The 20923-nt window shown below is 38.7% G+C and carries 27 protein-coding genes; 22 read left to right on the top strand and 5 right to left on the bottom strand.

Annotated features, from left to right (window positions below; translation table 11 throughout):
- Positions 1–11: 11 nt before the first annotated feature.
- From ACSV4D_RS15415 to ACSV4D_RS15405, 3 genes are all read right to left on the bottom strand, one after another.
- Positions 12–455, bottom strand: coding sequence for a hypothetical protein (locus ACSV4D_RS15415; protein ID WP_439228966.1), 444 nt, complete (start codon positions 453–455; stop codon positions 12–14).
- Positions 456–658: 203 nt separating this feature from the next.
- Positions 659–1099, bottom strand: a complete 441-nt coding sequence (locus ACSV4D_RS15410) for a DUF3408 domain-containing protein (RefSeq protein WP_439228965.1) — start codon at positions 1097–1099, stop codon at positions 659–661.
- Between the two features lie 4 nt (positions 1100–1103).
- A complete protein-coding gene (locus ACSV4D_RS15405) occupies positions 1104–1871 on the bottom strand; it encodes a ParA family protein (RefSeq protein WP_439228964.1) in 768 nt (255 codons plus the stop codon).
- 773 nt (positions 1872–2644) lie between these two features.
- Here ACSV4D_RS15405 and mobA point away from each other — a divergent pair.
- The 7 genes from mobA (at position 2645) to ACSV4D_RS15370 (ending at position 8733) form a co-directional block, all read left to right on the top strand.
- A complete protein-coding gene (gene mobA, locus ACSV4D_RS15400) occupies positions 2645–3076 on the top strand; it encodes a conjugal transfer protein MobA (RefSeq protein WP_439228963.1) in 432 nt (143 codons plus the stop codon).
- An 8-nt stretch (positions 3077–3084) separates the two neighbouring features.
- Positions 3085–4374 (top strand): conjugal transfer protein MobB, encoded by a 1290-nt coding sequence (gene mobB / locus ACSV4D_RS15395; protein ID WP_439228962.1) that lies wholly within the window; start codon positions 3085–3087, stop codon positions 4372–4374.
- Positions 4375–4624: 250 nt separating this feature from the next.
- On the top strand, positions 4625–5170 hold the full coding sequence (locus ACSV4D_RS15390; RefSeq protein WP_439228961.1) for a Crp/Fnr family transcriptional regulator: 546 nt from the start codon (positions 4625–4627) through the stop codon (positions 5168–5170).
- 42 nt (positions 5171–5212) lie between these two features.
- The gene (locus ACSV4D_RS15385; protein ID WP_439228960.1) at positions 5213–5605 is read left to right on the top strand and encodes a tautomerase family protein; all 393 of its coding nucleotides are present in this window, start codon (positions 5213–5215) and stop codon (positions 5603–5605) included.
- A gap of 22 nt (positions 5606–5627) precedes the next feature.
- Entirely contained in the window at positions 5628–5987 is a 360-nt protein-coding gene (locus ACSV4D_RS15380; protein ID WP_439228959.1) for a cupin domain-containing protein, read from the top strand.
- A 159-nt stretch (positions 5988–6146) separates the two neighbouring features.
- Positions 6147–8147 (top strand): conjugal transfer protein MobC, encoded by a 2001-nt coding sequence (mobC, locus tag ACSV4D_RS15375; protein ID WP_439228958.1) that lies wholly within the window; start codon positions 6147–6149, stop codon positions 8145–8147.
- Positions 8148–8265: 118 nt separating this feature from the next.
- Positions 8266–8733, top strand: a complete 468-nt coding sequence (locus tag ACSV4D_RS15370) for a nucleoside deaminase (protein ID WP_439228957.1) — start codon at positions 8266–8268, stop codon at positions 8731–8733.
- 32 nt (positions 8734–8765) lie between these two features.
- Here the strand turns inward: ACSV4D_RS15370 and ACSV4D_RS15365 are convergent, their stop codons facing one another.
- On the bottom strand, positions 8766–10187 hold the full coding sequence (locus ACSV4D_RS15365) for a PLP-dependent aminotransferase family protein (RefSeq protein ID WP_275154676.1): 1422 nt from the start codon (positions 10185–10187) through the stop codon (positions 8766–8768).
- A gap of 99 nt (positions 10188–10286) precedes the next feature.
- Between ACSV4D_RS15365 and ACSV4D_RS15360 the strand changes: the two genes are divergently transcribed.
- The 7 genes from ACSV4D_RS15360 (at position 10287) to ACSV4D_RS15330 (ending at position 14537) form a co-directional block, all read left to right on the top strand.
- Positions 10287–10787, top strand: a complete 501-nt coding sequence (locus ACSV4D_RS15360; RefSeq protein ID WP_159801853.1) for a cupin domain-containing protein — start codon at positions 10287–10289, stop codon at positions 10785–10787.
- Positions 10788–10808: 21 nt separating this feature from the next.
- Positions 10809–11708 (top strand): dihydrodipicolinate synthase family protein, encoded by a 900-nt coding sequence (locus tag ACSV4D_RS15355; protein ID WP_439228956.1) that lies wholly within the window; start codon positions 10809–10811, stop codon positions 11706–11708.
- Positions 11709–11728: 20 nt separating this feature from the next.
- Complete coding sequence (locus ACSV4D_RS15350) at positions 11729–11959, top strand: thioredoxin family protein (protein ID WP_407491485.1); 231 nt, start codon at positions 11729–11731, stop codon at positions 11957–11959.
- Positions 11960–12047: 88 nt separating this feature from the next.
- Positions 12048–12380 carry a 2Fe-2S iron-sulfur cluster-binding protein gene (locus ACSV4D_RS15345; RefSeq protein WP_439228955.1) on the top strand — a complete coding sequence of 111 codons (333 nt, stop codon included), beginning with the start codon at positions 12048–12050 and terminating at the stop codon, positions 12378–12380.
- Between the two features lie 130 nt (positions 12381–12510).
- A complete protein-coding gene (locus tag ACSV4D_RS15340) occupies positions 12511–12957 on the top strand; it encodes a GNAT family N-acetyltransferase (protein WP_439228954.1) in 447 nt (148 codons plus the stop codon).
- Positions 12958–13095: 138 nt separating this feature from the next.
- On the top strand, positions 13096–13836 hold the full coding sequence (locus ACSV4D_RS15335) for a YggS family pyridoxal phosphate-dependent enzyme (protein WP_439228953.1): 741 nt from the start codon (positions 13096–13098) through the stop codon (positions 13834–13836).
- Positions 13833–14537: a type 1 glutamine amidotransferase gene (locus tag ACSV4D_RS15330; RefSeq protein ID WP_439228952.1), complete on the top strand. Its 705-nt coding sequence runs from the start codon at positions 13833–13835 to the stop codon at positions 14535–14537. Before ACSV4D_RS15335 ends, ACSV4D_RS15330 begins: the two co-directional genes overlap by 4 nt.
- On the opposite strand, the gene ACSV4D_RS15325 is transcribed toward ACSV4D_RS15330, so the two are convergent.
- A complete protein-coding gene (locus ACSV4D_RS15325) occupies positions 14534–15943 on the bottom strand; it encodes a PLP-dependent aminotransferase family protein (protein WP_439228951.1) in 1410 nt (469 codons plus the stop codon). The two genes, ACSV4D_RS15330 and ACSV4D_RS15325, sit on opposite strands and share 4 nt — an antisense overlap.
- A gap of 93 nt (positions 15944–16036) precedes the next feature.
- Here ACSV4D_RS15325 and ACSV4D_RS15320 point away from each other — a divergent pair, with 93 nt between their 5' ends.
- Genes ACSV4D_RS15320 through ACSV4D_RS15285 form a run of 8 tightly spaced genes read left to right on the top strand, consistent with a single transcriptional unit; the run spans position 16037 to position 20917 of the window.
- Positions 16037–16945, top strand: coding sequence for an EamA family transporter (locus tag ACSV4D_RS15320; RefSeq protein WP_439228950.1), 909 nt, complete (start codon positions 16037–16039; stop codon positions 16943–16945).
- Positions 16942–17451 (top strand): GNAT family N-acetyltransferase, encoded by a 510-nt coding sequence (locus ACSV4D_RS15315; RefSeq protein WP_439228949.1) that lies wholly within the window; start codon positions 16942–16944, stop codon positions 17449–17451. Before ACSV4D_RS15320 ends, ACSV4D_RS15315 begins: the two co-directional genes overlap by 4 nt.
- Positions 17448–17921, top strand: coding sequence for a GNAT family N-acetyltransferase (locus ACSV4D_RS15310; RefSeq protein ID WP_439228948.1), 474 nt, complete (start codon positions 17448–17450; stop codon positions 17919–17921). The genes ACSV4D_RS15315 and ACSV4D_RS15310 overlap by 4 nt, the downstream gene beginning before the upstream one ends.
- Positions 17922–17934: 13 nt before the next feature.
- Positions 17935–18981, top strand: a complete 1047-nt coding sequence (locus ACSV4D_RS15305; protein WP_439228947.1) for a branched-chain amino acid aminotransferase — start codon at positions 17935–17937, stop codon at positions 18979–18981.
- Between the two features lie 10 nt (positions 18982–18991).
- On the top strand, positions 18992–19525 hold the full coding sequence (locus tag ACSV4D_RS15300) for a YfiT family bacillithiol transferase (protein WP_439228946.1): 534 nt from the start codon (positions 18992–18994) through the stop codon (positions 19523–19525).
- Positions 19516–19956: a GNAT family N-acetyltransferase gene (locus tag ACSV4D_RS15295; protein ID WP_439228945.1), complete on the top strand. Its 441-nt coding sequence runs from the start codon at positions 19516–19518 to the stop codon at positions 19954–19956. Before ACSV4D_RS15300 ends, ACSV4D_RS15295 begins: the two co-directional genes overlap by 10 nt.
- Before the next feature lie 3 nt (positions 19957–19959).
- A complete protein-coding gene (locus ACSV4D_RS15290) occupies positions 19960–20406 on the top strand; it encodes a PaaI family thioesterase (protein ID WP_439228944.1) in 447 nt (148 codons plus the stop codon).
- A gap of 7 nt (positions 20407–20413) precedes the next feature.
- On the top strand, positions 20414–20917 hold the full coding sequence (locus tag ACSV4D_RS15285; RefSeq protein ID WP_439228943.1) for a DinB family protein: 504 nt from the start codon (positions 20414–20416) through the stop codon (positions 20915–20917).
- Positions 20918–20923 lie beyond the last annotated feature (6 nt).

Genomic DNA, 20923 nt, shown 5'->3' with positions numbered 1-20923 from the left:
AAGGAGCTTGCTTATACAAACTCCCCAATGTCAAAATCACTCAAACCACTTTTCCGCAAAGTGGAAGAACTGTTGTCCGTTACAGCCGAAAGTGTGCTATCCAAAAGCTCGGCAATTTTTCGGGAAGCACTCTCAATGGAATTTTCCAGTAGGCTGAATAATTCGGTTCCCTGTAATTTCTGAACTATGGCTACCGCTGTTTCCTTTTGAGCCTGTTCCAAATTTTCTTTTTGGAGCAATGTCCCTACGGAGCTCAGTTCGTCGTAGGTAACCCCTTGGGCAAAACCGTTATCGTCACCGGATATTCCGTACCTGTTCCATTCTTCTTCCTCTTCGTCCAAATCAGGCATATTACTAAAAACTTCGTCCAGCTCTTCCTGCGGAATTTGAATGCCGACGGCTTCATTCTCGTCGTATTCTATATCTAAATTATCGGGGTTTATCTCTGGTTCCATTATTTGGCGTTCATTGGCAATGTTTGGCACTGAAAGGCTTCTTACTGGCTTGGGTTGCCCCATAATATCGGGCAGGTTCGGGTTAACTTTCTCAGGCCTCGGCTTTTGTCCCGGCCTTTTATAAATGACAATCTTATCCTGCAAAAGCAGGACAATGACGATGAGCAGGCAAATCACAATTACTATTTCCATAATCAAACGCTTTAAAAAATTGGTTTAAACTTTTCGTTGAAATCATCGGTAATGGCTTTCTCAAATAGTTCAAAATGATGTTCCAGTATATTGTCAAGGTAGGCATACAGAGGTATCTCATCTTTACCAATGACTTGTACAATACGGGATAAGCGTTCGTGGTGTTCCTGTCGGATATAAATGCTTTTATCGCCCCGCTTTGTCATCGAGTGCGTTTTCAAAAAATGTTCGCCGTAACTGCCGTCAAGATTTTTCTTGGTGCGGTTACGTTCCCTTTGTACAGGTTTGCTTTTTGATAAATCATCCTGCTTTACCTCATCTTTAGTCGCCTTCTTTTCCGGCTCTTCGGTAGGTAATTGCAAACCGTCCTTTTTAACTCCGTCCACCATCAAGTTCATCATCAACTCTTCGTTGATGTCTGGCGTGACTTTCCTTTTATTATCTTTTTCCATAAGGCTATAATTGAACGATTTTTAAAAATTCATTGATGAACAGGTCTAACTGGCAGGCTTTCATTAAACGTTCATCGGGTGGCATTACGGTAGAACGGAAAACCGTTTTACTGTCGGCTTCGCTTTCTTTGCGAAAGCGGGTACTGTTCTTCACTTGGCTCTGCATCAGGCTTAATCCCAGCTGCTCAATAAGCTGATTGTAAACGTCATATAAGGGAGTGCTTTCCCTGCCGTCCACCTGGTTCCAAAACAGGTTAATGGTCTGTATGGAAGTTTCGCTCTTTTTCATAATCACGTCCTGTAAAAGCTGGGTGAAGATGAGCGTACTTTCCATTACTACACGGTCTGCTGTGATAGGGGTGAAAATATGGTGCATTCCTGCCAGTGCTTTGAGAATGCCGGGCGTGTTCACAGTTCCGGGCAGGTCAAAAAACACCACATCGATCGGAACGGCAGAAGCCGTTACAAATTCGTGTGCAGCATCCAATACGCTATCTGCTTTATGCTGTGTTATCGGATAGGCTTTTTTGTTGATAGTGGTAAATTGCTTGTACGCCAATTTTTTCAAAGCCTCGTTTTCCATTACCATTGCCAAATCACGGGCTTTCATTTTCATTAAACTATGCTGCGGAAAATCCGCATCAAATACGGCTACGTTGTAGCCCAACCGATAGTGCATCGTACTTGCCACAAGCGTGGTAAATGTGCTTTTGCCAACACCGCCTTTTTGAGAAGAAAAGGCGATAAACAGAGGTTTCTTTTTTGTGTCCATATTTTAAAAATTTAAAGTGTACATAATTTTGTTTTCAGTCTTGCAGGCGTTCCGGAAAGCCGTTCTGATTTCACACTTTCATTCAGGAAAGCTATCAGGGTTGCCTACGTTCCTACCTGATTGCCTGCTTCCTTGCAGTACAGCAGCCCTGCAATCATTCCGGTAGCTTATCAGGCAGGCTTGCCGTCATTCTTTCATTCCGTCAATCAACCAATCATTCAGGCGAGCCGTATAGTTGGATAGCAAGTGTTCACGCTTTCCGGCAGTCGTACAATCTTGCTTTCTTGCTTTCTTGCTTTCTTGCATTCCTGCAATCAGGCAGGCAGGATTGCCTGCGTTTCTGAATGCGTGCTGTCTGCTCTTCCTGAAGCACGGGCTGCCTGTCTTCCTGCCATCATTCAAGAGCAAAGAACCAATCAATTTCATTCGATTGTATGCCTGTGGCATTGTTTGGCGGTCAGAGGCACTGTTTGGCTCTGTGGCACAGTGCAACGCTATCGGGAACAGGGCTTTACTTTGTATTGTGATTTTTATTAATGGATTTATGCAAAGGACTTTTGACATATTGGGAGGTAACGGTAACGGCAACAAGCCGTTTTTCCCTGTTACATCCAATCCGTCCCGCAGGGCGGATTTTTGTGTTCACCGGAACACGGCAAGTTGTGTTTTGAGCATCTCGGAATGATTTCCGATGCTCAAAACAACTTGCCCTGCCGGGGGCTGAAAAACGCCTTCCGAAGTCAGGGTTTTGTATAGATTAAAATGGATTTGTGATGAACGAGAACAACAAAAAACAATTAAAAAAGACCGGACGCCGACCTAAAGAAGATCCGGCAAAGATTAGATATACAATTTCCCTTAATGAGGAAGAGCACAACCGATTTCTTTCGCTCTTTGACCAATCGGGAATGCTTGTAAAGGCACATTTTATAACATCCTGCATCTTTGAAAAAACGATAAAGACCATTCAAATTGATAAAGGAACAGTTGATTTTTATATGCGATTGACTTCGTTTCACAGTCAATTCCGTTCGGTCGGTGTAAATTATAATCAAGTTGTAAAGCTATTGTACAAGAATTTTTCAGAGAAAAAAGCTTCAGCCTACCTCTATAAATTGGAAAAACATACGATTGAAATGGTATTATTATGTCAAAAAATCATTCAGCTAATCGAAGAATTTGAAGCAAAACATCTGAAAAAATAGGTCTAAAAATGATAGCAAAAATTGGAAGAAGCAGTAATTTATACGGTGCATTGGCTTACAATAATCTTAAAGTTGAAAAGGAAAACGGAAAAATTCTGTTTACCAATAAGATAATTGAAACACCGAGCGGCCATTATTCCGTGGCAAAATTAGCCCAATCATTTGCACCTTATCTAATAGCTAACCGAAATACCGAGAAACATACTTTACATATTTCGCTCAATCCCGACCCGAATGACAAGGTACGTGATGATAAATTCAGGGAAATGGCGGAAGAATATATGCGGGAAATGGGTTACAGCGAACAGCCTTTTGTAGTATTCAAACATACCGATATTGACCGCAGTCATATCCATATCGTTTCAGTTTGTGTGGACGAAGAAGGCAAAAAGATTTCGGACAAATTCGAGAAATTGCGGTCGATGAATATTTGCCGTGAACTCGAAAGCAAATACGGTTTGATACCTGCAACGGATAAAGAACAGAAGCAGAACGACAAGATTTTTCGTCCGGTAGACTATCGTGCTGGAGATGTAAAAAGCCAAATCGGTTCGGTTGTCCGCCACTTGCCTAATTATTATCAATACCAAACTTTGGGAGAATACAACGCCTTGCTTTCGTTGTTTAATATTACCACCGAAAAAGTGGCAGGCGAATTGCGGGGACAGCTACGACAGGGTTTATTATACATCCCGTTAAATGAGAAAAGCGAAAGAGCCGGACATCCATTCAAGGCTTCCTTATTCGGAAAAAACGCAGGGCTTCCAGCTGTGAAATTGCATTTTGCAAAAAGCAAAGAAGCTTTAAAAGACCACCCGACAAAACCAACCATTAGAGCTGCCGTTACCGTTGTCCTGCAATCCACAAACAATGAACAAGCTTTTAAAAAGCAGTTGAGTGAACAGGGTATTAATGTAGTAGTGCGTAGAAATGACACAGGGCGTATTTACGGAATAACTTTTATAGACCACAATTCTAAAACGGTTTGGAATGGTTCACGCTTAGGCAACGAACTTTCTGCCAACACCTTTAATGATTATTGGAACAATAACATCAAACCGGAGATTAAAGAACCTGTCGTACAACCTCCAAAAATATCCACATCAAATAATACAGATATTCCTGCGGAAAAACCACATAATTTGTTCGACTTCCTGAATACTTCTGAAAAACACGAAGACGGTTTGATTGAGGCTTTGGGAGGGTTATTGCCTGATGTGCTTAGAGAAGATTACGAGGAACTCGATTTTGCCAACAAAATAAAGAAGAAAAAACGTAAACGCAAGACAGGTGAGTGATTATAAGGACTTACTGAAAATATAGCATGTCAGGGATATCATCATCTCTATAATGTATATTATTACTATTTTTTTACTTACTTCAGATGAAAATGTCAAGATAATATTTTAGTCCAAAATCAAAAAGTGTGTTAAACGTAGGCATAGTCGAAAACCGTAAGTGAAAATTACATTAGATAATGGACCATTATATGAATCAATAGTATTATAATTTTCGTAAATTTACTACATATTTTATAATGTTTTATATATGCTTTCAGGTGAAAATATAAGTCTATTCAAGAAAGTAGCTCGTAAACTAGAGCTTAAAAAGAAAGATTTTTTTGTATGTGAAAATCAGCTTTGTGATCTACTAGGGATTGTAGAAAGTGGTACTCTTTATTCCTATTTTGAAGATGCGGATGGGAATTTTATTGTCAATGAGTTGTATAGTTCAAATGCAATTATTACATCATACCGAAGCTTTTCAATTGGAATTCCATCTCCCGCTTTCATTAAGGTTTATTCTGATGCCATTATTTACGTTGTAGATAAAGAACAATATAATGAACTGATTTTTGAGCATGAATTTTTGTTGTTATTTAAAAATATCATTGAAGAACTTTTTATCAACAAGTGCTTTAAAGAAACATCATTGGTGAGATTAAAAGCTAAACAGCGTTATCGGGAATTGATCAATGTTCGCACAAATATTGAACAAGATTTTCCACAGCATCTGATAGCTTCCTATCTTAAGATTCGTCCGGAAACATTGTCTCGATTAAAAAGTCTTGACCTACATCAAGATAAAAAGTAAACTCGTTTTTGGAGCTTTGTGGCATATTAAAATTATTACATTATGCCACTTGTACGAATATCACTTTCCAACACCTACCAACAGGAAACAATTGACCTTATTTCTTCATCAATTCATAAGGCATTGATGGAAAACTTTCGCATTCCTAAAGATGATTATTTCCACATTATAGAAAGTCTGGATTACAATCACTTAAAATATCCAAAAGAATATTTGGGAATTAAGCACTCCTCAAAAATTGTCTATATCCAAATTTTTGCAGCAAAAGGTCGAAATACAGAACAAAAGCAATTTCTATACAAAGCCATAACGGATAAAATAAAATCAAGAACAGACATTCCGCAAAATGAAGTAATCATTCTCTTAACGGAGATAGAAGGAAAAGAAAACTGGTCTTTCGGAAACGGAGCAATACAAACTATCAAGCATATTTAAGATGAAAGTTAATAATATTAATGTGTTAAACACTATCCAAAGTGACCAAAATATTGGTGTAAAATTAATACGACTTACGGGAGACGAGGGCACGTCTGTTTTTGCCATAGAGTTAGCTCCAATTCAAATTATTCCAGCTCATTATCATAAGGTTGGTATCGAAACATATTTTATACTTTCAGGTGAAGGGGTTATCCATTTAGGACATATAACTAATGAGCAATTGATTTGGGAACATCAAATAAAGGTTATGGATGGGGATAGTTTTTCTATTGAAGCCAATCAGGTTCATAAACTTGAAAATAATTCTAATGAAAAATTAAGACTTATCGCCACTGCTCCGTTGGCACACAGCACTGATGAAGACCGTTTTTTTGTGTAACATCATAAGCTATATATTTATTATAACTACCTTAGCTAGTTCTGAAACATACCTAGCGTATTCAGCCAATTACGACCACGTACAGCCATTGACTGCCACATTTTTATAGCCTCTCTTTTGAGCCTTTAAATTCACGCCCGAACATTAAAAATTAAAATAATGCAGGGAGAAGATGATTTAAGAGGACTTGCCAAGATTATGGCTTTTATGCGGGCAGTCAGTATTCTTTTGGTACTGATGCATCTTTATTGGTTCTGCTATGGTTTTTTTATAGAACGTGGTTGGACATTAGAAATTATCAACAAAATATTAGGCAATTTCCAACGGAAGGCAGGTTTGTTTTATCATCCGCTTTACACCAAAGTATTCGCATTGGTATTGCTGGCATTGAGCTGTTTGGGAAGCAAAGGCGTTAAGAATGAAAAAGTAACTTGGGCAAAAATTTATGTGGCATTGGCAATTGGTTTTGTTCTATTTTTCCTAAACGCAATTTTCCTAAAATTATCACTCAACACAGCTACATTTCTTTACATTCTTACCACGGGTTTGGGCTACATCGCTTTGATGGTAGCTGGCGTTTGGATGAGCCGTTTGCTTCGAACCAATCTGATGGATGATGTTTTCAATAATGAAAATGAGAGCTTCCAACAGGAAACTAAATTGATGAAAAACGAATATTCTGTCAATCTCCCCACCAAGTTTTATTACAAAAACAAATGGAATGATGGCTGGATTAACATCGTCAATCCTTTTCGGGCAACCATTGTTCTAGGAACACCAGGTTCTGGAAAATCCTATGCCATTATAAACAATTACATCAAGCAACAAATCGAAAAGGGTTTTTCGATGTACATCTACGATTTTAAGTTTGATGACCTTTCTACAATTGCCTACAATCATTTGTTGAAGCATCAGAATAAGTACAAAGTTAAACCTAAATTTTACGTGATAAATTTTGATGACCCAAGAAAGAGCCATCGATGTAATCCACTCAATCCCGATTTTATGACGGACATATCAGATGCTTACGAAGCGGCATATACAATTATGCTGAACCTCAACCGAAGCTGGATACAAAAGCAGGGCGATTTCTTTGTGGAAAGTCCGATTATATTATTAGCAGCCATTATTTGGTATCTCAAAATTTATAACGATGGTAAATATTGCACTTTTCCACACGCCATTGAATTACTGAACAAGAAATATTCGGATGTGTTCACTATTCTTACTTCATATCCTGATTTGGAAAATTATCTTTCACCATTTATGGATGCGTGGAAAAGTGGAGCACAAGACCAATTGCAAGGACAAATTGCATCGGCTAAGATTCCTTTATCAAGAATGATTAGCCCACAATTGTATTGGGTAATGACAGGTGATGATTTTTCGCTGGACATCAACAATCCCAAAGAACCAAAAATATTATGTGTGGGTAATAACCCCGACCGTCAAAATATCTATTCCGCAGCTTTAGGCTTATACAATTCAAGGATTGTAAAACTGATTAATAAAACGGGACAGCTAAAGAGTTCTGTTATCATAGATGAGTTACCTACGATTTATTTCAGGGGACTGGACAACCTTATCGCAACGGCGAGAAGTAATAAGGTGGCTGTATGCTTGGGTTTTCAGGACTTTTCGCAATTAACAAGGGATTACGGCGACAAAGAGAGTAAGGTAATACAAAATACCGTCGGCAATATATTCAGTGGTCAAGTAGTTGGAGAAACGGCAAAAAACCTTTCGGAACGCTTTGGTAAAGTGTTGCAGAAACGCCAAAGTATGACCATTAACCGCAACGATAAATCTACATCTATCTCCACACAGTTAGACAGCCTTATTCCGGCTTCCAAAATCTCAACATTGACACAGGGTATGTTTGTCGGTTCTGTATCAGATAATTTTGATGAACGCATCGAACAGAAGATTTTCCACGCTGAAATCGTAGTGGATAACGAAAAGGTAGCAGCTGAAACCAAAGCCTATCAGCAGATACCGCAAATCCTATCTTTTGTAAATGAGCAGGGCGAGGATAAGATGAAACAGGAAATTGAGGGTAACTACAAACAGATAAAATCAGATATCCTGAACATTGTCAAAAATGAATTAGAGCGTATCAAGAACGATCCTGATTTACAGCATTTGATACCGCAAGGATAGTTTTAAATGATAATAGCGTTGATAAATATATAGATTAACCGGATAGATTGAATAAATTTGCCATTCAAATGATGAAACAATGAATGAAAAAATCGACTCAGACTATAACCCTAAATTTATGTTGAAAGCAATTGAGCTTTCAGAAATTGCATACGAAAGTGGTAAAGGGCTTCCTATTGGTTGCGTGATTGTCAGAAATGGCGAAATTATCGGAGAGGGACATAATGAAATATTTGAGCGGGTCAATCCTACATCACACGGCGAAATGGTTGCTATTGAAAGAGCTTGCAGGAACATCAATAATCTTCAATTGTCTGAATGTCAAATGTACACTACGCTAGAGCCCTGCCCTATGTGTTTAGGTGCTATTTATTGGGCAAAAATCAATAAAGTGTATTACGCAAATACCAATGCGGATGCTTCTAAAGTTGGATTTGATGACACTTTTATATTTGATGAATTGCGAAAAAATGCCAACGAACGTAAGATTAATTTCTTATACGTTCCCGATAAAAGTGCAATGACCATTTTGGAAGAATGGAAATCCAAAGACTTAACATCTGCCCAGCCGTGGAATGATAAGTAATGCTAATCAATCTTGATAATCCAATCTGAAGATCATAGCATTTTTGCTAATGCCATAATCCCTTCTTCCAAATCCTTTTCAGAAAGCGAGCCATAGCCCAATCTAATACCGTTTATACACTCATTAAAGCTATACGTATCGGGCGAAATGATTTTAATGCCCTTATTTTCTAGTTTCTTGGAAATCTGTAGCCAATCCATTTTCTTATTAGGAACAACCCAAAATGCCAAACCGCCTTCCGGAATGGTATATGTAGCTTTGTCTTTAAGGTGTTTTTTCAGCAGGTTAGTTGCCAAATCTCTTTTGGCTCTATAGTAATTTGTTGCTTTTTTGATATGTCTTTTAATTATGCCGTCTTTAATCAGTTGCAAAACAGCCTGTTCCATGATGCTATCGCCCTGTACATCAATAATTTTTCGTAAACTGCCTACCTTTTCAATCAAAGTGATGTCGTTGCTTGCCAAATAGCCGATACGTAGAGCAGGTGCAACCACTTTGCTCATTGTTCCAATGTAAACGTAGTTTTTTAGTTCTGTAAAGCTCGACAAAGGCAATACTGGGCGATACCCGAAATGAAACTCATTATCGTAATCATCTTCTATAATCGTGAAACTGTATTTGTTGGAAAGTTTTATCAGTTCCAGTCTTCTTTTTAGGCTCAATGTTACTGTAGTTGGATATTGATGATGAGGTGTAACATAAATTGCCTTTATTTTTTTACCGGATTTTAGATAAGTTATCACATCGTCGATCAGCAATCCGTCCTTGTCCACACTTACAGGTAACAGTTTTGCCCCTGCATATTCAAATGCTTTCCATGCGGGTTTGTATCCCGGGTTCTCTATCATCACATAATCCCCTTTGGTAAACAGACATTGAGCGGTCAGATACATGGCCATTTGACTCCCCCGAGTGATACAGATATTTTGTTCGTTTATCTGCATCCCTCTTTGATGATTGAGCATTTGAACAATGGCTTTTCGAAATTCAAGATCACCATATTCATTGCCATAACCCATCATCTGCCATTTTGCTTTTTGGTTGAAAATTTGACGGTAAGCCCTTGCCAGTTCCGTAATAGGTGCAATTTTACTGTCTGGATGCCCGTCGTCAAACTGTAAATAATAATGCTTACTCTTTATACTATCTGAGCTCGCAGGTATGTGCTGGTTATATTGCACTTCTTTAAAACCGGGTAATGTATCGGCAACAAACGTACCCCGCCTTTCTGTGGAAACCAGCCAACCTTCAATCAGCAAGACATTAAGGGCTTCTACAACCGTGTTCCGATTGACTTTTAAAAGTTGGGCAAGATTTCTGCTCCCTGGTAAAGCGTCTCCGGTCTTTAGCCTACCCGAGTGGATATCTTTTATAAGGGCATCGGCAATTTGCAGATAAATGGCTTTATCTGATTTTTCATCTAACTGTATTTCAAACTTCCAATCTCGTAACATCTGGACTATCTATTTTTATAAAAACTGTATCACTATGACAGTCCAAAGATACGATACTTTTGTAGTGCAATAATGCAACAGAACTATAAAAAATCAGTTATGTCAAAATTAGAAACAGCAGAAGCCGTAAAGAAATCAATCCACGTTGAGCAAAAGCAATTTAGCTCAAAAGATTTTCATCAGACCTTTGCCAGGCCAACCTACGTAAAGCCTTCTCACGTTATTCACAAGAACGTTGAAAATGCAGGTGTACACAACCAGTTTTCGGAGGAAAGAAAACACCCAGTGTTCTTCGTTGACCTGCCGAGTAAAAATGTAAGTATGACCATCGGTGGTTTATTGCCCGGACAAAAAACACACCTGCACCGCCACACCTATGAAACTGTTTTGTATGTACTCGAAGGTAAGGGCTGGACAAAAGTAGAAGATGAAATCGTAGAATGGGAAGCGGGTGATGCAGTTTATATTCCGTCCTGGGCATGGCATCAGCACCAGAATTTGAGCGACAGCGAACCGGCCAAATACATCGCTTGCGAAAATGCTCCGCAGCTTCAAAACCTTGGCGTAGCGTTACGTGAGGAAGAGGGCAGAGATTTTTAACCTTTAAAATAAGATTACAAAATGAATAACGTACCATTTAAAGGTGTGATTGCCTATCCGATTACACCCTTTGACAACAATGAGCAGATAGATATTCCCTTATTCAAAAAACAAGTGGAACGATTGGTCGCCACCGGTGCCCACGGTATTGCCCCGCTTGGAAGTACAGGTGTAATGCCTTACCTGAATGATACCGAAAAAGAGACCATCACCGAGGCAACGATGCAACAGGTGGCAGGAAGAGTACCGACATTGGTAGGCGTTTCAAACCTTACAACCGAGCGAACCGTTTATCACGCAAAATCTGCTGAAAAAGCAGGTGCTACAGCCGTAATGATCATCCCGATGAGTTATTGGAAACTAACCGATGATGAAATTGTGAAACACTATGATACAGTAGCCTCCAAAATTGCTATTCCTATTATGGCGTACAACAATCCGGCTACAGGAGGTGTGGATATGTCACCTGCATTGCTGAAGCGTTTACTGGAAATCCCGAACGTAACGATGATAAAGGAAAGTACAGGCGATATTCAGCGTATGCACTACCTGAGAAAGGAATTGGGCGAAGAGGTTGCATTTTTCAACGGCTCCAATCCGCTGGCATTAGCCGCATTTTCTGCCGGAGCGAGAGGCTGGTGCACAGCTGCTCCCAATCTGATACCTGAGCTGAATTCGGCACTCTATGATGCCATACAGGAAAATGATCTGGAAAAAGCGAGAACCGTATTCTACAAACAAGTTGATCTGTTGAAATTCATTGTAGCCAAAGGATTGCCACGTTCTATTAAAGCAGGTCTGGATTTGTTGGGTGTAGGCGGTGGAGGCTTTAAAAGTCCCATTCAACCACTTAGTCAAAATGAAATAGCGGAACTGGATCGCATCCTTTCCGCCATAGAAAACGAAGTTTATCAAAATTAAATAGCTAAAAACAAAGTAAAATGACAAAAGCAATTTTTTATCACGCAGGTTGCCCTGTATGTGTAAGTGCAGAACAGGATATTTTAAGTTTCATTCCAGAGAACCAGGTAGAAGTAATTCATTTGGGAGAAGATAAAGCCAAAGTAAAGGATGCAGAAGAAGCAGGTGTGCAATCTGTTCCGGCATTGGTATTATCCAACGGAAATGTATTGCACATCAACTTTGGAGCTTCGATTGAAGATTTGAAGTAGCCATCTTTCAAAAGCCCGAAAGTGATAAAGAACTTTCGGGCTTTTATAAATATTGTTTTAGTGATCAGTTTAAAACAAGCGAATAAATATGTCTCTTAAAGAAAAAACTAAACTTGCAGAAATTCAAGACGGACAATCGGAAAGCGTGGAAGTAACATTGACATTGAATGGTATAACACAGCATATTTTATGGAACAAACAGATGCCTTTACTTGATGCACTGCTTAACGCAGGGATTGAAGCCCGATATTCTTGTTGCAGAGGTACGTGTGGCACTTGCGTGTGCAAATTAGAAGAGGGCGAAGTACGTTTAAAGCGGAATTTTGTTTTATCTGAAGCCCATATTCAGCAAGGTTTGATTTTAGCTTGCGTTTCTGTTCCTGTAAGTGACCGCATTAAAATAAACTATGACGAGTTTTGATTTACACGGAGATAATCATAGGTTTTCATGGTTATAAACCATCCTCTTGGACCATCATTTTATCTGAAAACTGTACCATCAGGCTCGTCCTGTGATCCGATACTTTTGTTTCATCAATAAAATTCAAAAAATGGAGTTCAATATTAAGAAAGCAGGTCTGAAAGAGTTAGACACAACAGCAGAATTATTTAACCTTTATCGCATTTTTTATCGCCAAGCAGACTATTTAGAAAAATGTAAACAATTTATCAAAGAACGATTAGACAACGACCAATCGAATATTTTTGTCGTGTACGCAGACGGCAAAGCGGTGGGGTTTGTCCAGTTGTACAAACTCTATCATTACATTAAATTACAAAAACAGTGGTTGTTGAGCGATTTGTTTGTGCATCCTGATTACAGGGGACACGGGCTTTCGGTAGCATTAATAGACAGAGCAAAGCAATGGTGTGATGAAACAGGAGCCTGCGGATTGATGCTTGAAACCGAAAAGACAAACGACATCGGTAACAAACTCTATCCTCGCTGCGGTTTTGAGTATGACGGCAACCACAATTATTACTATTGGTGGAAGTAACGGACAAGGTGGACTAAATTGGTTCGCCTTGTTATAAAAATGGTCAGGTGGTCGAGTGGTTAGACAAGTGTATGCTACACCTTTCAAAGTAGTTCAAATCCATTCCCGACCTCAAATATTCCAAGAACACATCCACATATGAAAGAAGAAATCTTGCGAAATATGGCAGTTATACAGGAACGGATAAACAAAGTCTGTATAAACAGCAACAGAAGTCCTGATGAAGTAAAATTGCTATTGGCAACCAAAACCGTATCTGCTGAACGTATAAAGGTTGCATTAAAAGCAGGACAAACGCTTATAGCTGAAAACAAAGTTCAGGAATTGAAAGAAAAATACGAAGTCCTAAAAGAAATTCCACATACCAATCATTTCATCGGGCATTTGCAAACCAATAAAATCAAAGATATTCTAAAGTACGGTGTCTCCTGCATTCAGTCGCTTGATCGCTTGGAGTTAGCAGAAAAACTGCACCAACGCTTAGGGTTTGAAAGCAAGACAATAGAAGTTTTGATACAGGTAAATACGTCTTTTGAAGAAAGTAAATTTGGAGTTAGCCCCGATGATGCCATTGAATTGGTTCAGCAGGTTGCCCAATTGAACAGACTAAAAATAAAAGGATTAATGACCATTGGTTTATTTAGTGCTGAAACCGAGAAAGTAAGGCTATGTTTTAAATTATTAAAAAGTATTCAACAGAAAATTATTGCTTTAAATATTCCTGAAGTAGAAATGAAAGAATTATCTATGGGAATGAGCGGAGATTTGGAAACAGCCATAGAAGAGGGAGCAACGATTATAAGAGTAGGTACGGCTATTTTCGGGAAGCGGATTTATCCGGACAGTTATTATTGGAATGAACAAAAATATAAACAATGAATGTACATTATTTTCAACACGTACCATTTGAAGGCTTAGGATATATTGAAACTTGGTTAAAAGAGCATCGTTATAACATTTCAGCTACAAAATTTTTTGAAGCAGATTTTCTATTGCCTGAGATTTCAGAGATAGATGCATTGATTGTAATGGGTGGTCCGATGAGCGTGTATGATGAAATACTATTTCCTTGGTTGAGACACGAAAAAGCATTTATAAAATTGTGTATCCAATCAGGTAAAAAGGTCTTAGGAATTTGTTTAGGTGCTCAATTGATTGCTGAGTGTTTGGAAGCAAAAGTGGTTTTGGCAAAAAACAAAGAAATCGGTTGGTTTCCTGTTATTCCTACGGAAGAATGTAAGAAAATTGCTTGGTTTTATAGACTGTTCAAATATAATCCTGTCGTATTCCATTGGCACGGAGACCAATTTGAAATTCCTCAAAACAGCTGTTTAAATTTACTGTATTCAGAGGCAAATGTTAACCAAGCATTTTACTACAATCAAAATATTATCGGTTTACAATTTCATTTGGAAGTAACCGTAGAAAACTTGATACTAATGATTGAAAACGGGAAAGAAGAACTTTTTCATAACTCTCCTTATATACAAAGTAAAAATGAATTATTGACCAACAACAATCATATTCTCCAATGTAATGGATTGATGGACAAAATTCTTTCAAATTGGCTAATAGATTAAATCAACCCTTTACCAATTCTCCCCAACTGTTTCAGTTTGTTATCTATCTGTTCCGACCAGCGTTGTCCGTAGCTCAACCGCATACAGTTAGTAAACTGGTTTTGCAATGAAAACATCCTGCCCGGAGCAATACTTATTTTTTGACGGATAGCCAGATCATACAATTCCGTAGTATCAATTCTTTTGTCCAGTTCCACCCAAAGCATAAATCCACCTTGCGGTTGGCTTATTTTGCTTCCTTCTGGAAAATACTCGGCAACTGCTCTGGCAAATTGCAGGCTATTGGCGTGCAACTCACTTCTTAATTTCCGAAGATGATGTTCATACCTGCCTTTTTCAAGGAAATTAGCTATAGCTTCCTGTGTTATAGTGGTAGAGGAAACAGTATGAATGAGCTTCTGATGAACGATTTTATCTTTAAACTTTCCCGGAGCTAACCAGCCCACACGATACCCCGGAGCTAATGTTTTGGATACAGAACCACTCCAAAGAACCAAACCTTCCTCATCAAATACTTTACAAGGTTTAGGGCGGCTGTTCCCGAAATATACATCGCCATACAAATCATCTTCTATGAGCGGAATACCTCGTTCCGAAAGCATTTTCACCACTTCCATTTTATGCTCATCGGGCATACAGCTTCCTAACGGATTGTTGAAATTAGAAACCAGAATACATACTTTTATTTTGAACAGGACTTTTTTTAGAGCATCAGGCTCAATTCCGGTAACAGGATGAGTTGGTAATTCAATAACTTTTAATCCCAAACTTTTTGCCAGTTGCAATATGCCGAAATAAACAGGACTTTCAACAGCAATCGTATCGCCTTTTTGTGTAAGTGCCATCAACCCGAATGAAATGGCATTCATCGCTCCGGCAGTGGTAACAATGTCGTCTTCATTCAAATTTCCATTCCAGGTATAAGTCAATCTGGCAATATCCCTGCGTAATTTTCGGTTTCCCTGAATTTCTTCGTATTCCGTACCACTTCCTTGAAGGTTACGCGTAGCATTGACCAACTCTTTATTGAGCTTAGCGATAGGCAATAATTCGTTTTCGGGAACGCCAAGAGAAAATCGGGTAACATCTTTATTGCTTAACGTTGAATATACTTTGGAAATAAGTGTTTCTACGCCTATTGGTTCAGTTCCCCCGGAAGGTTTACTGACTGAAGGAACCGATAAATAAGCAGGTTGGTAACTGACATAGTAGCCGGACTGTGGCCGGGAAATAATCAGTCCTTTTGCTTCCAGTTCAAGATAAGCCTGTACAGCCGTTGTCATACTCACACCATATTCACGGTGCAACATACGCAGTGAGGGTATCTTATCTCCTGTTTTCAGTGTGCCGTTTCTTATTTTTTCTTCTAACGCACAAGCGATTTTTTGGTATAGGCTTTCTTTCATCTTTTTAAACTGTACTCTGCAAATTTACTAAAATTGTATCTGTACTTGTATCTTTTTTATGCGTTATTTTGCTTTGTAATTTATCAGTTTACTATGGGCAATCATAAAAATTGGCTGGCATTTGCTGCTCTGGCTGTCGTTTGTTTAGTTTGGGGAACCACTTATTTTGCTATTCGCATTGGGGTAGAAACCTTTCCGCCCTTTTTGTTTGCAGCGGTAAGACAAGTCATCGCCGGAGGTATATTATTGCTGGTGCTTCAGCTCACGGGCAACCTAAAACTAAGCAAAAAGGATTTTGTGCACCAGTCCGTTCCGGGCGTTTTGATGGTAGCATTAGGAAACGGCGTGATTGGTTGGTGCGAACGTTACATTTCGAGCGGACTGGCAGCATTGATTTTGTCGCTCATTCCGGTTTTTGTGGTAGTGATCAGTTATTTGTTCGGGTTTGACAGAAGAAAACCTCATTGGCTAATCGTTACAGGCTTGGTATTAGGTTGTTTGGGAATAACGCTTATTTTCAGGGATAACCTGAAAGACATTGCCAACCCTGAATATTTTATGGGGATGCTGATAGCTTTCGGGGCTTGTTTGGCCTGGGCTTCGGGGAGCGTATATGCTAAATACAAAATCCCCAACAGCAAGAATGTATTGCAAAATGCAGCTTTACAACTTTTTTCCGGAGGTATTGCCCTCTTTGCCTTCAGCACTTTTTTAGATGATTATACCGAATTGAAAACAGTTACATCGTCCAGTATCTGGGCATTGGTTTACCTGATTATAGTAGGTTCCATCATTGCGTATTCCGCTTTTGTGTACGCCCTGAAACATTTGCCGATAGGCATTTCATCCCTGTATGCTTATATCAATCCGTTCATTGCGATTATGCTCGGATTTCTCTTCCTGAATGAAAAACTAACCGGTATCACCTTATGGGCATTGGTCGCTACTTTGGGCGGAGTGTATTGTGTCAATAGAGGTTATCAGAAAATGGCTAAGAAATGAGAATAGAGCGAACCATCATAGCAGATATTCTGACGGTAGAAATGATATATGGCGAAGCAAGAGCCTATCAATTTCAGCAAACCGGATACGGTTGGCCGGTTTTCAGTAAGTCATTTCTTCAAAAGGAAATTATAGAGAAAAGACACTTTAAAGTCTTAGATAAGGATGATGAAATGGCAGGTGTATTTTCCATAGTAAAAGCCGAGCCTATTATTTGGAATGACAAAGACGGAAAGCAAGCCCTTTATTTACACCGTATGGCAATACACAACCGGTACAGAGGGAACAATATTGCAAAAGAGGTAGTGAACTGGGCGATGACCGAAGCGTGGAAACACAAGAAAAAATTTATACGAGTTGATACTTGGGCAAACAATGATGTATTGACCGACTATTACCGAAAATTAGGATTTGAATGGGTAGGTAAAAAACAGTTACCACCGACAAGCGATTTGCCGGAACACTATAACAATATAGAGGTCAATTTATTCGAGATAAGATTATGAAAGCGATAAACATTGAAAGTTACCGTCCCGAATGGAAATCCTATTTTGAGCAATTCAACCGGGCGTGGATTGAAAAATATTTTGTGTTGGAAGATATTGACAAATATGTTCTTTCCAATCCCGAAGAAGCTATTTTAAAAGGTGGTGGGAAAATCCTGTTCGCTGTTTATGACGGTAAAGTGATCGGAACTGTCGCTTTGAAAAAAACGGATGATGAAACAATGGAACTGACCAAAATGGCGGTGGATGAAAATTATCAGGGCATCGGAGCAGGAAAAATGCTGTGTCAGGCTGTTATTAATAAAGCAAAAGATTTGAGCGTAAAAAGACTGGTACTATACACCCAAACAGCATTGAAACCAGCATTGGGTATTTATAGAAAATTAGGCTTTATCGAAGTCCCTATTGAACAGGGAAAATACAAACGAGCAGACACTAAAATGGAAATGATTTTAAACGATAACTATTAAATAGAGTGAAAAAATGATAAACATTCAAAGGTCTGAAATAAGTATGAGATCGAATTTTAATTATAATGATTTTGTATTTGGCGTTCAGCCAACAGACCATATTTTACTATGTAATTACAAAGATGGTACTTGGCAATCACCTCGGATAGTGCCACATACCGATATTAAAATGAGCCCGATGTCACTGTGTTTACATTACGGGCAAACCGTATTTGAAGGAATGAAAGCATTTCGTCAAGATAATGGGCAAGTTATCATATTTCGTCCTGACAAGCATTTTAGAAGATTTAATGCTTCATTGGAAAGAATGTGTATGCCTGCTGTGGGGCAAGATTTATTTATTGAAGGAATAAAAGAATTGGTTCGTCTGGAAGAACATTGGCTTCCGGAAGAACAAGAAATAAGCTTATACATACGCCCGTTTATGATTGCCACAGAACCTCGATTAGGAGTTAAAGTTTCGGATGAATATTTATTCTGCATAGTATGTACACCAATGGGGTTATATTATCCTGAACCTGTACGTTTAAAAGCAGAAACAGAATTTGTACGTGCAGCAGAAGGCGGAGTAGGTTATGCCAAATGTGGAGGAAATTATGGTGCTGCATTTTATCCGGCACAGCAAGCCAAAATACAGGGATATGACCAGGTAATTTGGACAGATGCTAAAACTCACGAATATATCGAAGAAGCCGGCACAATGAATATTGCTATTGTAATAGACAATAGATTGATCACACCTAAGTTGAGTACCTCAATTCTTGACGGAGTTACCAGAAGTTCAATTATGCAAATTACAAAAGACATGGGAATGATTGTCGAAGAAAGGAAAGTGCAACTTCAAGAGCTTATTGATAAATTCCAATCCGATAAAAAGATAGAAATATTTGGTGTGGGCACAGCTGCGGTTATCTCACCTGTTAAGTGTATAAATATCTTGGGAACAGAATATTATCCATATACCGCTAATGATGCAGTAATGTTTAAACTAAAAGGACAACTTGATGACATCAGAAAAGGGCGAAGTTCAGATAAATATAATTGGAACTGGTTTATATAAACATTAGAAAATGGAACAGATTAATCAATATCCGATTGGGAAGTACAAAGAGCCGGAAGTAATCACCGAAGAAATATGTATATCATTCATTGATATTATTGCTTCATTCCCTGCAAATCTAAAGTCAGCAATAATGAGTTTGAACGATAAACAGTTAGACAGACCCTACAGGAATGGAAGTTGGACTGTCAGGCAGGTTGTTCATCATTTAGCGGATAGCAATATCAATTGTTTTGCCCGCATCAAATTTGCATTGACGGAAGATAATCCGATTATCAAACCGTTTGCAGAAGAAAATTGGGCAGAATTATCGGATGCGAAACATATATCCATTTTGCCGTCATTAATCATTTTAGAAGGTATTCACGAACGTTGGGTAATCCTTTTAAAAGGTTTAGGGAAAAAAGATTGGAACAGAACTTTCTTTCATCCGGACTTGAATAAAAGTCAAACAGTTGCTGAGGCTATGGCAAAATACAGTTGGCATTGCAATCACCATTTGGCACAAATCAAAAATCTGAAAAAACAAATGCAATGGAAATAAGCAATCAGGTAATTGAAATAAAAACGGGCTTTGAAAATATGGATATTAATGCCGTCCATCAGTTTTTGAGTAAGGAAAGTTATTGGGCAAAAGGTATTCCAATGGAAATGGTAAGTGTTGCATTGAAAAATTCTTTTTGCGTAGGATTATTTGAAGATGAAAAACAGATTGGTTTTGCCCGATTGGTAACGGATTATGCCACTTTTGGTTACTTGGCAGATGTTTATATTTTGAAAGAATACAGAGAAAAAGGATTATCAAAAATGATGATAAAGTACATCATTAAACTGGAATTTGTACAAGGTTTGCGAAGAACACTATTGGCAACATTAGATGCTCATTCACTTTATCGTCAGCTTGGATTTGAATCTCCTGAAAACCCGGAAAGATTGATGGAAATAAAAAGAAATAATCTTTATAAAGATGTTTAGACTATGAACGATGAAAGAAAAGCACAATTATTGGAAAGTTTCGGACGTTCCAAAATTATGCAATTATTCGGTGCGGAAGTAACAGGTCTATCAGTCGGATATTTTGAAATCACAGTTCCCAAACAGGATTTTATGGCTCGTCCTGCAGGAATGTTCAACGGCAGTACCATCGCTTCATTGGTAGATGTTTCTTCGGGCTATGCCGGAGCGTCCGCCAAATCCGAAGACAGTTATTTAACAACGGTCGAACTAAAAGTGAACTATCTAAATCCTGCCATTGGTGAACAACTTGTGGCTAAAGCACAGGTTATCAAAAACGGAAAAGTATTGACGGTAGTTCGTTCAGACGTATTTGCGGTTAGTGCCGAAGGAAAGGAACTCATTGCAGCTACATCATTGGTTACGCTGATGCAGTTATCAAAAAAATCACCCGACAAACAGATAGATTAAATCGGATATGGAAATCACTAATATTAAATCTTTTTTGGAATATTACGAGAAAATCAGGCAAGGTACCAACCGCCCGATTGCCGTTATTCCTGCGGAATATATGGACTGGTCATACAAGCCCGGCAAATTTACCATTGCCGACCAGATAAGACACATTGCGGCCATTGAGCGGTATATGTTTGCCGAAACTATTTTAGGAAATCCTTGTACTTACAATGGGTGTGGTAAAGAACTCGCAGACGGTTACGATAATGTAATCCATTATTTTAACGACAAACACGAAGAAGCGTTAGCCATTTTCAAAAGCCTGAGCGATGAAGATTTACAACGAAAATGCCTGACACCCGGCAATGCTCCAATTACAGTTTGGAAGTGGCTTCGAGCGATGACCGAACACGAAATTCACCACAGGGCACAGCTTTATATTTACCTGAACCTGTTGGACGTAAAAACACCGCCCATGTTTGGGTTGAGTTCAGAAGAAGTTATTCAAAACAGCCAATCAAAATAAAAGGAT

This window comes from Flavobacterium sp. ARAG 55.4 (assembly GCF_051846875.1).
Taxonomy (GTDB): Bacteria; Bacteroidota; Bacteroidia; order Flavobacteriales; family Flavobacteriaceae; genus Flavobacterium; species Flavobacterium plantiphilum.
This window is presented reverse-complemented; position numbering and strand designations above follow the sequence as displayed.

Excerpts from the sequence above, each read along its gene's own strand:
- ACSV4D_RS15350 (WP_407491485.1), top strand. The coding sequence starts at position 11,729 with ATGACAAAAGCAATTTTTTATCACGCAGGTTGCCCTGTATGTGTAAGT.
- ACSV4D_RS15355 (WP_439228956.1), top strand. The coding sequence starts at position 10,809 with ATGAATAACGTACCATTTAAAGGTGTGATTGCCTATCCGATTACACCC.
- ACSV4D_RS15415 (WP_439228966.1), bottom strand. The coding sequence starts at position 455 with ATGGAACCAGAGATAAACCCCGATAATTTAGATATAGAATACGACGAG.
- ACSV4D_RS15405 (WP_439228964.1), bottom strand. The coding sequence starts at position 1,871 with ATGGACACAAAAAAGAAACCTCTGTTTATCGCCTTTTCTTCTCAAAAA.
- mobB (WP_439228962.1), top strand. The coding sequence starts at position 3,085 with ATGATAGCAAAAATTGGAAGAAGCAGTAATTTATACGGTGCATTGGCT.
- ACSV4D_RS15320 (WP_439228950.1), top strand. The coding sequence starts at position 16,037 with ATGGGCAATCATAAAAATTGGCTGGCATTTGCTGCTCTGGCTGTCGTT.
- mobA (WP_439228963.1), top strand. The coding sequence starts at position 2,645 with ATGAACGAGAACAACAAAAAACAATTAAAAAAGACCGGACGCCGACCT.
- ACSV4D_RS15390 (WP_439228961.1), top strand. The coding sequence starts at position 4,625 with ATGCTTTCAGGTGAAAATATAAGTCTATTCAAGAAAGTAGCTCGTAAA.
- ACSV4D_RS15310 (WP_439228948.1), top strand. The coding sequence starts at position 17,448 with ATGAAAGCGATAAACATTGAAAGTTACCGTCCCGAATGGAAATCCTAT.
- ACSV4D_RS15340 (WP_439228954.1), top strand. The coding sequence starts at position 12,511 with ATGGAGTTCAATATTAAGAAAGCAGGTCTGAAAGAGTTAGACACAACA.
- ACSV4D_RS15305 (WP_439228947.1), top strand. The coding sequence starts at position 17,935 with ATGATAAACATTCAAAGGTCTGAAATAAGTATGAGATCGAATTTTAAT.
- ACSV4D_RS15325 (WP_439228951.1), bottom strand. The coding sequence starts at position 15,943 with ATGAAAGAAAGCCTATACCAAAAAATCGCTTGTGCGTTAGAAGAAAAA.
- ACSV4D_RS15295 (WP_439228945.1), top strand. The coding sequence starts at position 19,516 with ATGGAAATAAGCAATCAGGTAATTGAAATAAAAACGGGCTTTGAAAAT.
- ACSV4D_RS15285 (WP_439228943.1), top strand. The coding sequence starts at position 20,414 with ATGGAAATCACTAATATTAAATCTTTTTTGGAATATTACGAGAAAATC.
- ACSV4D_RS15330 (WP_439228952.1), top strand. The coding sequence starts at position 13,833 with ATGAATGTACATTATTTTCAACACGTACCATTTGAAGGCTTAGGATAT.
- ACSV4D_RS15300 (WP_439228946.1), top strand. The coding sequence starts at position 18,992 with ATGGAACAGATTAATCAATATCCGATTGGGAAGTACAAAGAGCCGGAA.
- ACSV4D_RS15360 (WP_159801853.1), top strand. The coding sequence starts at position 10,287 with ATGTCAAAATTAGAAACAGCAGAAGCCGTAAAGAAATCAATCCACGTT.
- ACSV4D_RS15370 (WP_439228957.1), top strand. The coding sequence starts at position 8,266 with ATGTTGAAAGCAATTGAGCTTTCAGAAATTGCATACGAAAGTGGTAAA.
- ACSV4D_RS15345 (WP_439228955.1), top strand. The coding sequence starts at position 12,048 with ATGTCTCTTAAAGAAAAAACTAAACTTGCAGAAATTCAAGACGGACAA.
- ACSV4D_RS15385 (WP_439228960.1), top strand. The coding sequence starts at position 5,213 with ATGCCACTTGTACGAATATCACTTTCCAACACCTACCAACAGGAAACA.
- ACSV4D_RS15335 (WP_439228953.1), top strand. The coding sequence starts at position 13,096 with ATGAAAGAAGAAATCTTGCGAAATATGGCAGTTATACAGGAACGGATA.
- ACSV4D_RS15410 (WP_439228965.1), bottom strand. The coding sequence starts at position 1,099 with ATGGAAAAAGATAATAAAAGGAAAGTCACGCCAGACATCAACGAAGAG.
- mobC (WP_439228958.1), top strand. The coding sequence starts at position 6,147 with ATGCAGGGAGAAGATGATTTAAGAGGACTTGCCAAGATTATGGCTTTT.
- ACSV4D_RS15290 (WP_439228944.1), top strand. The coding sequence starts at position 19,960 with ATGAACGATGAAAGAAAAGCACAATTATTGGAAAGTTTCGGACGTTCC.
- ACSV4D_RS15315 (WP_439228949.1), top strand. The coding sequence starts at position 16,942 with ATGAGAATAGAGCGAACCATCATAGCAGATATTCTGACGGTAGAAATG.
- ACSV4D_RS15365 (WP_275154676.1), bottom strand. The coding sequence starts at position 10,187 with ATGTTACGAGATTGGAAGTTTGAAATACAGTTAGATGAAAAATCAGAT.